Origin of the sequence: Mesorhizobium sp. WSM2240, assembly GCF_040438645.1 — a bacterium.
Lineage (GTDB): Bacteria > Pseudomonadota > Alphaproteobacteria > Rhizobiales > Rhizobiaceae > Allomesorhizobium.
Map to the genome: position 1 here is coordinate 1,511,320 of NZ_CP159253.1, position 13,540 is coordinate 1,524,859.

Here is a 13,540-nt window from a genome sequence, read left to right on the forward strand (position 1 = left end):
CATGAAGGCCCCGGTGCATCCAATCGCCCGATGAACCCAGCCAACTCTACCCAAAGACCCGGTTTGGGCGGCGTTCCTGTGCGGGACGGCATCCGCTTCTCCGTCTGGTCCAGCGCTGCCGAGCGGCTGTGGGTTTCGATCTTTGACGAAACAGGCGACTGCGAAACCGATCGGCTCGAACTTGTGCCGGAGGGCGACAATATTTTCGCGCTTACGGTGCCCGGCCTGAATACCGGAACACGCTACGGCTTCCGCGCCGACGGTGAATATGCGCCTGAACGCGGGCTGTGGTTCGACCCGGCAAAGCTGCTGATGGACCCGTATGCGCTGGCCATCGACCGGCCGTATGCGTTCGACCAGCGTCTTTCGGCCGGGCGCGGTGAGAAGATCGACACCGCGCCGCTGATGTCGAAGGCCGTGGTCCTCGAATTGCCGCATCCGGTAGCGGCGAAGCCGCCCTTGTTCAATCCGGGCGGGCTCATCTACGAGGTCGCGGTTCGAGCCTTCAGCAAGCTTCACCCCGACGTGCCCGAGGCGCAGCGCGGCACGATCGCCGCACTCGCCCATCCCGCTGTCATCGAGCATCTGCTCAAGCTCGGCGTGTCCGCCGTCGAACTGATGCCGGTGGTGGCCTGGATCGACGAGCGGCATCTGCCGCCGCTCGGCCTGCGCAATGCGTGGGGATACAATCCGGTCTCGTTCATGGCGCTCGACCCGCGGCTCGCGCCCGGTGGCATCGCCGAATTGCGTGACACGGTAGCGGCGCTGCGCGACGCGGGCATCGGCGTCATCCTGGACCTCGTCTTCAACCATACCGGCGAGAGCGACGAGCTTGGCCCGACGCTGTCGCTGCGCGGATTGGACAACCAGGCCTACTATCGCCACCAGCCGGGTGACCCCGGAAAGCTCGTCAACGATACCGGCACAGGCAACACGCTCGCCTGCGATCATCCGGCGGTGCGGCGGCTCGTTCTGGATACGCTTCGACATTTCGTCCGCCATGCCGGCGTCGATGGGTTCCGCTTCGATCTCGCCACGGTTCTGGGACGCTCCGGCGAAGGGTTCGACCCGAATGCTCCGCTCCTTGCGGAGATAAAAAATGACCCGGTTCTGCAAGACAGAATCCTCATCGCCGAGCCATGGGATATCGGCCCCGGCGGCTATCAGCTAGGCAATTTCCCGGCCCCCTTTCTCGAATGGAACGACAAGTATCGGGACGACGTCAGGTGGTTCTGGCGTGGCGACCGCGGCATGATTGGTACGCTGGCGACGCGGCTTGCCGGGTCATCCGACGTCTTCGCCGGCGAGGGTGTGGCTCGGACGCGAAGCGTGAACTTCATCGCCGCGCATGACGGTATGACGCTGGCCGACATCGTCCGCTACGAGCGCAAGCACAATGCAGCCAACGGCGAACAGAACCGCGACGGTCACAACGAAAACCTGTCGTGGAACAATGGCGCCGAGGGCGAGACCGACGATCCCGATATCGAGGCGCGGCGGCGGCGCGATGTCATGGCTATGCTGTCGACGCTGTTTGCCTCGCGTGGCACGATCATGCTGACGGCTGGCGACGAGTTCGGGCGGACGCAGCGCGGCAACAACAACGCCTACGCGCAGGACAACGAAATCACCTGGCTGGACTGGGGCGGGCGGGACAGGCAGATCGAAGACCATGTGGCCGCGCTGTCGGCGATGCGCAAGGATGTGGCCGCGCTGGGGGAGGTGGGTTTCCTCTCCGGTGATGCGCAGGCCGGCATCCGCGATGTCGAATGGCTGGGCGAAACCGGGCAGCCGCTCAACGAACGCGACTGGAATGATCCTGAACGACGGCGGCTGGCCATGGTCCTCGGCGGCGGGAATGGCGGCCGGTTCGCGGCGCTCTTCAACGGTTCGCTGGAGCCTGCCGATTTCTCTTTGCCGGCGCGAGCCGGATGGCACTGGAGCGGCCCGCCGGATTTGCCGGCGACGGTGAATGACTGGACGGTCTTCGTACCGGGCCGGTCGGTGGTGTTCGTTCTGGAACGGGAAGCCCGCAATAGCGGTTCAGGTCAGGAGTAAGCATGACGGCCATAGGCAAGGACGACTGGTGGCGTGGCTCGGCCATCTACCAAGTCTATCCGCGGTCTTATCAGGATACGACGGGAGACGGCAGCGGAGACCTCAGAGGCATTGCGCAGCGCGTTCCCTATATCGCCTCGCTCGGCATCGACGCGGTCTGGCTGTCACCCTTCTTCAAATCGCCCATGGCCGATATGGGTTACGACGTATCGGACTACTGCGCCGTCGATCCTATATTCGGCACGATCGAGGATTTCGACGCGCTGATTGAAGCGGCGCATGGCCATGGCTTGAAGGTCATCATCGACCAGGTGCTGTCGCATTCGTCGGACCGACATCCCTGGTTCATCGAAAGCCGCACCAGCCGCAGCAACCCCAAGTCCGATTGGTATGTCTGGGCCGATCCCAAGCCGGACGGGACGGCGCCGAACAACTGGCTGTCGATCTTCGGCGGGCCGGCTTGGGAATGGGATTCTACTCGCAAGCAGTACTATCTTCACAATTTCCTGGCGTCTCAGCCGGACCTCAACTTCCACAATCCGGAGGTGCAGGATGCGCTGCTCGAAACGGTGCGCTTCTGGCTCGAGCGCGGCGTCGACGGCTTTCGGCTCGATACCGTGAATTTCTACGTTCACGACCGACAATTGCGCGACAACCCCAAATTGCGCATGAGCAGGGCGGCCAAGGCTAGACAGACCAACCCATACGAGTACCAGAACCACCTCTTCGACAAGACGCAGCCGGAGAACCTGCAGTTCCTGAAACGCTTTCGGGCGCTGCTGGACGAATACGGCAACCGAACCTCGGTGGGGGAGGTGGGCGACGGCAGACGCTCGCTGAAGACGGTGGCAAGCTACACTTCGGGCGGCGACAAGCTCCACATGTGCTACACGTTCGACCTGCTCGGCCCGGACTTTTCCGCGGCCTATGTGCGAAAATGCATCGAGGCGTTCGAAGCGGCGGTCGCCGATGGCTGGATCTGCTGGGCATTTTCCAATCACGACGTGATCCGCCATGTGACGCGCTGGACCCCGCCGGGCGGCGATACCGACGTGATCGCGAGGTTCTCGATCGCGCTGCTCGCCTGTCTTCGCGGCTCGATCTGCGTCTACCAGGGCGAGGAACTGGGGCTGAAGGAAGCCGAGCTTGCCTTCGAGGACCTTCGCGACCCCTATGGCATCCGGTTCTGGCCGGGATACAAGGGCAGGGACGGCTGCCGGACGCCAATGGTCTGGGATTCGAACGCGCCGAATGGCGGCTTCTCCAGGGCCAAGCCCTGGCTGCCGGTTCCAGAAATTCACCGGGCGTACGCCGTCGACATGCAGGAGCAGGACGAGAATTCGGTTCTGGCCCGCTATCGCGCGACGCTGGCGTTCCGCAAACAGCACCCGGCGCTGACTGTCGGTTCGATCGAGTTGCTCGATGCGGGGAGGGATCAGCTGGCCTTCATCCGAGAAGCGGGTAATGAGCGGCTACTTTGCCTTTTCAACTTCGCCGGCACTGCGTCTGAGTGGCGCGTGCCGGTCGGAGCGGGGACGGTCGCTCCTGTCGATTTTCCCGGCTCGGCTGCTGCTGTCGATGGCGATCGGATATCGCTGCGGCCGCTAGGCGTGCTGGTCGCGCGGCTGGAGTAACCTCAACCCAGGGTTCGTCTCCCGGCAGCTTCCTTTACGTGAGCTACGCGCTGGTTGAATTAAGATTTTGCGGTGCTAGTGTCACCAACCAGAACGGCGGCCCCAACGACCGCCGGCTCGCTCGACGAAGCCGAAATGGTTTCGGCTTCAGGGCTTTAAAACGACGCTCGCCAAGGCTGAGGGGCCGCGGCAATACGGGAGAGACTAAGATGCTGCACAATGTGCTAAAGGCGACGGTGTTCGCCACGAGCCTGCTTGTCGTAAATGGCGCGGTGATCGCGCCGGCCATGTCCGAAGTGATCTACAACCGCGGAAACGACACCGATCCGACAACGCTCGACCACCACAAGACCTCGACCATTGCCGAAGCCAATCTGATGCGCGAGCTCTATGAAGGGCTGGTTGTCTACAACGCCAAGGCCGAAGTCGTTCCGGGCGTTGCCGAGAGCTGGGAAGTTTCCGATGACGGCCTGAAATACACCTTCAAGCTCCGCGAAGACGCCAAATGGTCGAACGGTGATCCCGTCAAGGCCAGCGATTTCGTGTTCAGCTTCCAACGCATCCAGGATCCCGCGGTGGCCGCGCCCTATGCGAATATGCATTACGCGATCGCCAATGCGGAAGCTGTGAACAAGGGCGAGAAGAAGCCGGAGGAGATGGGCGTCAAGGCTGTCGATGACCGGACGCTCGAGATCACGCTCGCCGCTCCGACACCCTATTTCCTTGAGCTTTTGACTCACCAGACCGGTTTGCCCGTTCACCAGGCATCGGTGGAGGAGTTCGGTAACGATTTCACCAAGCCGGGCAACATGGTGACCAACGGCGCCTATATGCTCGAATCGTTCACTCCGAACGACAAGATCGTGATGAAGAAGAACCCGCATTTCCACGATGCGGCGAATGTGAAGATCGACGTCGTCAACTTCATTCCGTTCGAAGACCGTTCCGCCTGCCTGCGCCGCTTCGAGGCCGGCGAGGTCTTGTCCTGCTCGGATATTCCGGCTGAACAGATGGACTACATGCGCGAGAAGCTGGGCGATCAGGTCCACATCGCGCCCTATCTCGGCAGCTACTACCTGCCGGTGAAGGTGAAGAAGGAAAAACTCTCCGATCCGCGCGTACGCCATGCGATTTCCATGGCTATCGATCGCGACTTCCTCGCCAAGGAAATCTGGCGCGAAACCATGCTGCCCGGCTATTCGATTGTTCCGCCCGGCATCAGCAACTACAATGATCCGGTATTCCTTGAATACAAGGACATGGACATCCTCGACCGCGAGGACAAGGCCAAGGAACTGCTAAAGGAAGCGGGTGTCGAGCCGGGCGAGCTTTCGATCGAGCTTCGCTACAACACCAGCGAAAACCACAAAAACACCATGACGGCGATCGCCGACATGCTGAAGAACATCGGCATCACGGCCACCCTCTTCGAAATGGAAGGAACCGGCTATTTCGACTACATGAAGCAGGACGGCGATTTCGATATCACCCGCGCCGGTTGGATCGGCGACTACAGCGATCCGCAGAATTTCCTGTTCCTGTTCGAGAGCGACAATCTCGGTTTCAACTATCCGCGTTGGGAGAATGCCGAGTATGACGCGCTGATGGAAAAGGCGGAAACTACCCTTGATCTGGCCGAGCGGTCCAAGATCCTGAGCCAAGCCGAAGCTATCTTCCTGAAGGAAGTCCCGGCCATTCCGATCCTCTACTACTCCTCTCGCGCGCTCGTATCGAGCAAGCTGAAGGGCTGGGAGGACAACATCCAGGACGTCCACGCCACGCGCTATCTGTCGATCGAAGGCTGACCCCGGCGGTGCAGCGTCCATGCGGGAGAAAACTCCCGCATGGACCTTCGCTTCCGGCGTGCGGCATGGTCGATATCTGCAAGGAACTTCGCTGCGGTGCGCGTTGGCGTCGACGAAAACCTCGGCCATCCGCATCCGGAACCCCTCACGATCAAGGGGCGTTACATCTGACGGCCCGCGGAGTTAGCCAATGTTCGCATATGTGCTGAGGCGATTTGCCGGCGCGGTGCCGACGCTTTTCATCATTGTCACGATCGCATTCTTCATGATCCGCCTGGCGCCCGGCGGGCCGTTCGATCTCGAACGCCCGCTCGACCCGCTGATCATGGAAAACCTCAACCGGGCATATAATCTCGACAAGCCGCTTCTCTATCAATACGGCCATTATTTGTGGAATCTGGCTCAGGGTGACCTGGGACCGAGCTTTACGCGCCGTGACTTTTCCGTGGTCGACCTGTTCCGCACCGGGCTGCCTGTCTCGGTCCTGCTCGGCGGAACGGCGATCTCGCTCGCACTTGTGCTGGGCACTTTCCTCGGAGCGCTGGCCGCGCTCAAGCAGAATACCGCCATCGACTACGCCGTCGTTGGAACCGCGACGTTCGGGATCACCATCCCGCCCTTTGTCATCGCGCCGATCCTGAGCCTGCTCTTTGGCGTCTGGCTGGGCTGGCTGCCGGCGGGAGGGTGGAGCGGCGGCTCGCTTCGGCACATGATTCTTCCGGTGGCGACGCTTGCACTGCCGCAGATCGCGATCGTGGCCCGCCTGACGCGCGGCGCCACCATCGAGGCGCTGCGATCCGACCATGTGCGGACCGCGCGCGCTTACGGCCTGCCGACCTACATCGTGGTCGGAGTCCATGCTCTGCGCGCGGCGATCCTGCCGGTCGTCTCTTATCTCGGTCCGACCGCCGCCGCGCTGCTGACGGGTTCGGTGGTTGTCGAGACGATCTTCGGCATACCCGGCATCGGCCGCTATTTCGTCCAGGGCGCGCTTGGGCGCGACTATACGCTGGTGATGGGAACGGTCGTCGTCATTGCCGTATTCGTTGTTGTCTTCAATCTTGTCGTCGACATTCTCTACGCATTGCTCGATCCGAGGGTGCGCTATGACTGACCATTCGACCATCGCGGCGCGCGAAGTGCTCAGCGAGGCCGGCCCCACGATCGCCGGGCGGTCGTTGTGGCAGGACGCCTGGCGGCGTCTGCGGAAGAACAAAGCGGCAGTCGCCAGCGCGATCGTACTGCTCATCCTGGCCCTGGCGGGCATTTTCGGTCCGTTGGTTGCGCCTCATCCATATGACCGCATCTACCCGCAATATGTCCGCACGCCGGCCAGCCTCGAGGCTTACCCCAAGGCCGAGCGTATCATTCCGGCATTCGAGAGCGTGGTGAGCCGCGCCCGCGTCGAGATGGGCCCCGTCGAGGTCGAAGGGTCGACGGTGCGGATGCCGATTTCGAGTGGCGAACCGCTCGACCCGCGCATCGTACGCTATGTCGACCGGTCCGACTTGTTCGAGAATGCGCGCATCGAGGAACTGAGCGCCGATGGCAGAAGCGGCGTAATGGTGGCCGACGTTCACCGGCTGCGCTTCCTCTTCGGTACCGATTCCAACGGCCGCGATCTTCTCTCGCGCATTCTGATCGGCATACGTGTCTCGCTGGCGATCGGCGTGCTAGCGTCCGCGATGGCGCTCTTGCTCGGCGTGTCCTACGGAGCGATTGCCGGCTATCTCGGCGGGCGCGTAGACGGCGTGATGATGCGCATCGTCGATATTCTCTATTCGCTGCCTTTCATCTTCTTCGTCATCCTGCTCGTCGTTTTCTTCGGGCGGAACTTCATTCTGATCTTCATCGCCATCGGGGCGACGGAGTGGCTGGACATGGCCCGCATCGTGCGCGGTCAGGCGCTGATGCTGAAACGCCAGGAGTTCGTGCAGGCGGCCGAGGCGCTCGGCGTCGACAATTCGGGCATTCTGCGGCGTCACATCATTCCCAACACGCTCGGCCCCGTGGTCGTCTTCGTCACGCTTCTGGTGCCAAAGGCGATACTGCTCGAAAGCCTTTTGTCATTCCTCGGCCTTGGCGTGCAGGAGCCGCTGACCAGTCTCGGCCTGCTGATCTCCGATGGCGCTGCCAACATCCAGGGCGCAACCTGGCTGCTGATCTATCCGGCAATCGCGCTGACTGTCATTCTGTTCGCCTTGAACTTCCTCGGCGACGGCCTGCGCGACGCACTCGACCCGAAGGACCGCTGAGATGGGGGAGAATAAGACCCATACGATCCTAAGCATTCGCAGCCTGAACGTGACCTTCGCCACGCATGACGGCGAAGTGCGCGCGGTGAAGAATGTCGATTTCGACGTGCGCCCCGGCGAAACGGTGGCCATCGTCGGCGAGTCGGGGTCCGGCAAGAGCCAGTCCATGATGGCGCTGATGGGGCTCCTGGCCTCCAACGGGCGCGCCACCGGCTCCGCCCGCTATCGCGACCAGGAACTGATAGGCATGTCCGAGCGCCGCCTCAACAATGTGCGGGGCGAAAAGATCACCATGATCTTCCAGGAGCCGATGACCTCGCTCGATCCTCTCTACAAGATCGGCCGCCAGATCTCCGAGCCGCTGATCCACCATGGCGGCCTCACCGCCAAGCAGGCGCGCCCGCGTGTGCTGGAGCTTTTGAGACTGGTCGGGATACCGGACCCCGAACGGCGTATCGATTCCTACCCGCACGAGCTTTCGGGCGGGCAGCGCCAGCGTGTCATGATCGCTATGGCACTTGCCAACAATCCCGACATACTGATCGCTGACGAGCCGACGACGGCGCTCGACGTGACGGTGCAGGCGCAGATCCTTGCGCTCCTGGCCGAGTTGCAGAGCAGGCTCGGCATGGCGATCGTGTTCATCACCCACGACCTCGGCATCGTCCGCCGTTTCGCCGACCGGGTCTATGTCATGCGCTCGGGCGAGGTGGTCGAGGAAGGCGCCACGGAGGCGCTGTTCTCCGCGCCGAAACATGCCTACACCAAGATGCTGCTGGAAGCGGAGCCGACAGGCCGCAAGGCGCCGCCTCCCGCTAATGCGCCGATCCTGCTGGAAGGCAGGAACGTCGAGGTGACGTTTACCATCGGCGGCGGCTTTCTAGCGGGCGAGCCGCTGATGCTGCGGGCGGTCAACCGCATCTCCATCGCGCTGAAGAAGGGGCAGACGATCGGGATTGTCGGCGAGTCCGGTTCCGGAAAGTCGACCCTTGGCCGCGCGCTGCTTCGGCTGCTGCCCAGCGACGGCGCCATCCGCTTCGGCGGCCGCGATATATCCAAGGCCGGCCGCGACGAGATGCGGCCGCTGCGACGCGAGATGCAACTGGTGTTCCAGGATCCGTTCGGATCCCTGTCGCCGCGCATGACCATCGGCCAGGTCATCACCGAGGGGCTGCTGGTCCACGAGCCGTCGCTGTCGGGCAAGGATCGCGACAAACGGGCGGTCGAGGCGCTGCGCGAGGTCGGGCTCGATCCGTCCATGCGCAACCGCTATGCGCATGAATTTTCAGGTGGGCAAAGGCAGCGTATTGCGATTGCCCGCGCCATTATTCTCAAGCCCAAGGTCGTGGTGCTCGACGAGCCGACTTCGGCGCTCGACCGCTCGGTCCAGAAGCAGATCGTCGACCTCCTGCGCGACCTCCAGCGGGCGCATGATCTGTCCTATCTATTCATCAGCCACGATCTCGCTGTTGTGCGGGCGATGTCGGACTACATCATCGTGATGAAGCAGGGGCAGATCGTCGAAGAGGGGCCGACAGCGGAAATTTTCGACGATCCGCGCGAGGAATACACGCAGACGCTGATGGCTGCCGCAATAGATGTGACGAAGTTCCGGGCGGCTATCTCAAGTTAGAACGAGCCGTCCGAACTCGCACAGCCTGCGCATCCCGGGTTAGCTTTCAGCCTTGAAGGTCTTGGCCAGTTCCATGAGCTTCTTGCGGTCATTGCCGTGGCGGCGAATGAGTTCGCGGGCCTGATTCGGCGACAGATCGGTCGCTTCGGCCAAATGAAGCGCCTCGGCCTCCAGATCGTCTGTCATGCTCGCCTGATGCTGACCGCCGGACTTGGTTTTGTCGTCTGTCATGGCGGCTCTCCTTGCCGGTTGGTGGTCTTTCTGAACCCCGTCCGGTGATTGTTTGTTCCGCCTATCGCGAGCTTACACCGACGGGAAAGGGTGAAGCTAACGTCCTGGCGTTAGCAGCGGATGCCGCAATCGCCCAGGAACTTCGGACAGTGTCAGTTGTTCATTCCCGTGCATAGGAGGCCAATTTGAATGGATGCCCAGATATCGCGCACCGCGACCTCGGTTCCGGATTGTCTGCTCCGGCCGCAGATTCGCATGTCCGGCCTGCTGACGGACAACAAATATCTCGATTTCCAATCGCAACTCGACAATGCGCTTAATGGTGAAGGCCCCATCGGCATCGAACTGACGACGACAGGCGGCGACGCCGATCTGGCCCGGCGCATCTGCATGGATATAAATCTGTTCGGCGAGCGTCTCGGTCGCGAATTCTGGTTCATCGGCAAGACGACCGTGTACTCGGCAGGCATGACGATCCTTGCCGGCTTTCCCCGTAAGCGCCGTTTCATCACAAGGGATTGCGTGCTGCTGATCCATGAGCGGCATCTGGACATGTCGCTGCAACTGTCCGGCCCGCTGCCATCCAGCCTGCAGCAGGTCCAGGAGATGGAGCATCAGCTGAAGACAGGGATCGAAATTGAGCGTGAAGGCTTCGAGATGCTCTGCCGGGATACCGGTGTAGGCCTCGACGAATGTATCGAAAAAGCGCGGACCAGTTGGTACGTCAAGGCCGATGAAGCGCTGAAGCTGCGCCTAGTCGAAGGCGTTCTCTGACGCCGAGAAGTTTCTGTCGCCAAAGGGTGAAGGCCGAATGATTCCGCGGTCTTCCGCATGAGCCCTACGGGCGTGGTGGCTGCGAGTATATGAGATCGAGAACTAAACTTCTGGGATGTTCTCTTTCAAAATCAGGTGCAGCCGCGGCGGATGCCCTTCGTATGGCAGGTCGCGCACGGCGTGTTCCAGCAGGTTGAGCGCTTCGCGCGCCTCGACGCGGGGATTCTGGTCAATGACCGCATCCATGGTCCCATCAAGCAGTAGCTGCTTGGTGCCTTCCGTCAGTTCGTGTCCCAGGAACACGATCGAGCGCTCTAGGTTTCGCTCTCTGAGGGCGCGTGCGACGCCCTGATTGCCCGCTCCGATATTGTATATACCCGCAAGGTCGCTGTGCCGATCGAGCAGAGCCGCCGCCTCCGTATAGGCGCGTTCGCGATCGTCTCGCATTTCGCGGAGTTCGACGATCTCCAGGTTCGGGAACTCTTCGGCAAGAACGTGCCTGAAGCCCATCTCCCGCTCCTGGTGGCCGCGATAGGACAGGGAGCCTGCGAACATCGCGACTTTCCTGGGCTGGCTTGTGCCCAGCAGACGCCCGAGCACGTAGCCGGCCAACCTGCCGGCCTGGCGGTTGTCGATACCGACATAGGCGACCCTAGGCACGTGGAGTATGTCGGTCGCGAGCGTCACGACCTTGATGTCGTTGGCGGAGAGGACGCGGATGGCTTCCCGTACGGTGGGATGATCGAGCGCGATGACGCCGACGCCGTCCGTCTTGCCATGCAGGTCGTGCAGCGTGCGGGCAAGGGTGTCGGGATTGAACCCCTCGATCGAACTGATGCGAACGTCGAGTTCCGGCCGTGCGGCGCCCTGGGTGCTCAACTGTTCGTGCAGCATCCGCATGAATGTGTTCGTGCCGACAGGCAGAACGAAATCGAGCCGGATCTTCGCCGAACTCTGCCGGGTCCAGGTCGATGCTGCCGCGAGGTAGCCGAGCTTCCGCGCGGTATCGAAGACGATCTCGCGGGTGCGGTCGCGAACGCCTGGGCGGTTGTTGAGAACGCGGTCCACCGTCGCAGCAGACACCCCGGCTTCACGTGCAATGTCCAAGAGGGTCGAACGCATGCTGTATAGCTTTCAAGCAAGGTGGAACGGGTGTCCACCAAAGGCAGAGGCCGAATGATTCTGATGGAAAAAGATGTACCCGGGCAAGGCCGGGCGGCAAGCGGCGCGACCGTGTTTAGGGAGCCAGCGGCCGTGCCGCAAGCCGAAAAGAGCGGGCGAAGACACCTCAAATGACATCATAATGGAATGCGTCAGCATTTGTGCGCTGCGGCAGGGGCTTGAATTTGCACGATGATCTTCCAATGGCCAGGTAGATGATGATTTTTGATTTGAAATGATGTTGACAGCCTCATAAGCAAACGTCAATATCCTCATACGGGGTCTTTAAAGTGGTTCCGGAGGGAGGAAATCAATGTCGAACCTTGTGCGCATCTCGCGGCGCGGACTGCTCGCGTCCGGCGGAAAAGCCGCCTTGCTTGTCGGTGCGGTCGGTATCGCCCCGAAGTTTATTCGCCCAGGCCGCGCCTACGCGGCTGACGCGCTTGCCGCGGGCATGATCGGTGGCCCTACCGGCTTCGAGGGGGCCGAACGTTACCAGTACGGTCCCGACACGCCCGAAGGGCGCGCCGTCGAGGCGGCCAAGGCAATGAAGGCCGGCGGCGTCGACAGGATCGTGCTTGGCCTTTCCGATGGTTCCATCGGCCAGTTGACCCAGCCTTTCCCGGCCGGCGCCCCTTCGATCAAGGATCTCTGGGAGAGGGAGACCGGCATCACGCTCGAAATCGTCGGCGTGCCGAACGGCCAGGAATTCACCAAGACGATGCAGGACATCTCCACCAAGGGTGGGGCGTACGACATCTATGCGGTCGAGTGGAATCGACTGGGCGATCTCGCCGAAACCGGCGGCATCATCAAGCTCGACGACTTCGTTGCAAAGCACAGGCCCGAATGGGACGACCCGGAGGCCGGCTATGTCAACGGCGCCAGCGGCGTGTCGCTGCTCAACCAGTACCGGGGCTCCACCTACGGCGTGTCGCTCGATGGCGATTTCCAGACCTGGGTCTACCGCACCGACCTCTTCAACGACGAGGCCGAGAAGAAGGCTTTCAGCGACAAGCACGGCTACGAGCTGGCGGCGCCGAGGACGTGGAAGCAGCTCGACGAGATCTCGCTGTTCTTCCATCGCCCGGACAAGAACATGCTCGGCTCGACCGACATCCGCAATCAGGGCTGGGGCTACACCAACTGGTACCAGCGCTACGTTTCGATGGGTTCCCCGAACCAGTTTCTGTTCGACGATACCGGTACGCCGCTGATCAATTCCGAGGCGGGCATCGCTGCGACCCGCGAATATATCGATTCGCTAGCCTACAAGTCTCCGGACGCCATTTCGTGGGGCTGGCCCGAGCAGTACGGCAATTTCGCCAAGGGTGGCGCGGCAATGACCTGCGCCTTCTCCAACCTGCCGAAGTTCCTCGACAATCCGGCGAACAAGGATTCGGCCGTCACCGGCAAGATCGGCTCCATGCTGCCGCCCGGCCGCGAGGTCGACGGCAAGCTGGTGAGCCGTTCGGTGCTGTGGCTCAACCTCTCGGCATCGGTGTCGTCTCAGGCCAAGAACCCGGAGGCATGCTACCTCTTCCTGCAGTGGCTTGGCTCGTCCCGGATCTATGCGTGGATGACCGCCAATCCAGGCGGCTATTTCGACCCGTTCCGCCTGTCGGACTTTTCCGATCCTCTGGTGCGACAGACCTATCACGCCTACCACATGGACGTGGTGCGGGAGACGGTGGCCCGCACGGTACCGACCATCAACTATCCCGGCGCCACGGCCTTCCACAATGCGCTCGACGAGAACCTCGTCGCCGCGCTCACCAAGGCAAAGACGGCCGAGCAGGCAATGGCCGATACGGAGACCGAGTGGCTCCGGATCGCGCGTCGCACCGGCGAGGACAAGCTGCTCGAGGCCATCAAGACCAACAAGGCGGCATGGCCGACCATTCTCGATCCGGTTGTTTGATCCTCCCAAGCAAGCCGGAAGGGAGGGACGCTAGCAGTCCCTCCCGCCCTTACAGCCAGCGGCGTCAG

The 13,540-nt window shown here is 62.0% G+C and carries 10 protein-coding genes; 8 read left to right on the forward strand and 2 right to left on the reverse strand.

From position 1 onward, the window contains the following. The first annotated feature begins 30 nt into the window (after window positions 1–30). The 6 genes from glgX to ABVK50_RS07220 all read left to right on the forward strand — a co-directional run bounded on the left by glgX (window position 31) and on the right by ABVK50_RS07220 (window position 9,385). The gene (glgX, locus tag ABVK50_RS07195; protein ID WP_353642212.1) at window positions 31–2,058 is read left to right on the forward strand and encodes a glycogen debranching protein GlgX; all 2,028 of its coding nucleotides are present in this window, start codon (window positions 31–33) and stop codon (window positions 2,056–2,058) included. Between the two features lie 2 nt (window positions 2,059–2,060). Continuing rightward, on the forward strand, window positions 2,061–3,692 hold the full coding sequence (locus ABVK50_RS07200) for an alpha-glucosidase family protein (RefSeq protein WP_353642211.1): 1,632 nt from the start codon (window positions 2,061–2,063) through the stop codon (window positions 3,690–3,692). Between the two features lie 287 nt (window positions 3,693–3,979). After that, window positions 3,980–5,497 carry a peptide ABC transporter substrate-binding protein gene (locus tag ABVK50_RS07205; protein WP_353645992.1) on the forward strand — a complete coding sequence of 506 codons (1,518 nt, stop codon included), beginning with the start codon at window positions 3,980–3,982 and terminating at the stop codon, window positions 5,495–5,497. A gap of 190 nt (window positions 5,498–5,687) precedes the next feature. Next, complete coding sequence (locus ABVK50_RS07210) at window positions 5,688–6,611, forward strand: ABC transporter permease subunit (protein WP_353642209.1); 924 nt, start codon at window positions 5,688–5,690, stop codon at window positions 6,609–6,611. After that, window positions 6,604–7,752, forward strand: coding sequence for an ABC transporter permease subunit (locus ABVK50_RS07215; RefSeq protein ID WP_353642208.1), 1,149 nt, complete (start codon window positions 6,604–6,606; stop codon window positions 7,750–7,752). Before ABVK50_RS07210 ends, ABVK50_RS07215 begins: the two co-directional genes overlap by 8 nt. A 1-nt stretch (window position 7,753) precedes the next feature. Continuing rightward, on the forward strand, window positions 7,754–9,385 hold the full coding sequence (locus ABVK50_RS07220) for an ABC transporter ATP-binding protein (RefSeq protein WP_353642207.1): 1,632 nt from the start codon (window positions 7,754–7,756) through the stop codon (window positions 9,383–9,385). A gap of 39 nt (window positions 9,386–9,424) precedes the next feature. On the opposite strand, the gene ABVK50_RS07225 is transcribed toward ABVK50_RS07220, so the two are convergent. Then, window positions 9,425–9,616 carry a hypothetical protein gene (locus tag ABVK50_RS07225; protein WP_353642206.1) on the reverse strand — a complete coding sequence of 64 codons (192 nt, stop codon included), beginning with the start codon at window positions 9,614–9,616 and terminating at the stop codon, window positions 9,425–9,427. Window positions 9,617–9,805: 189 nt separating this feature from the next. Between ABVK50_RS07225 and ABVK50_RS07230 the strand changes: the two genes are divergently transcribed. Further along, the gene (locus ABVK50_RS07230; protein WP_353642205.1) at window positions 9,806–10,390 is read left to right on the forward strand and encodes a peptidase S14; all 585 of its coding nucleotides are present in this window, start codon (window positions 9,806–9,808) and stop codon (window positions 10,388–10,390) included. A gap of 102 nt (window positions 10,391–10,492) precedes the next feature. On the opposite strand, the gene ABVK50_RS07235 is transcribed toward ABVK50_RS07230, so the two are convergent. Beyond that, entirely contained in the window at window positions 10,493–11,512 is a 1,020-nt protein-coding gene (locus ABVK50_RS07235) for a LacI family DNA-binding transcriptional regulator (protein WP_353642204.1), read from the reverse strand. A 352-nt stretch (window positions 11,513–11,864) separates the two neighbouring features. Here ABVK50_RS07235 and ABVK50_RS07240 point away from each other — a divergent pair, with 352 nt between their 5' ends. After that, the gene (locus ABVK50_RS07240; protein WP_353642203.1) at window positions 11,865–13,472 is read left to right on the forward strand and encodes an extracellular solute-binding protein; all 1,608 of its coding nucleotides are present in this window, start codon (window positions 11,865–11,867) and stop codon (window positions 13,470–13,472) included. Window positions 13,473–13,540: the final 68 nt, after the last annotated feature.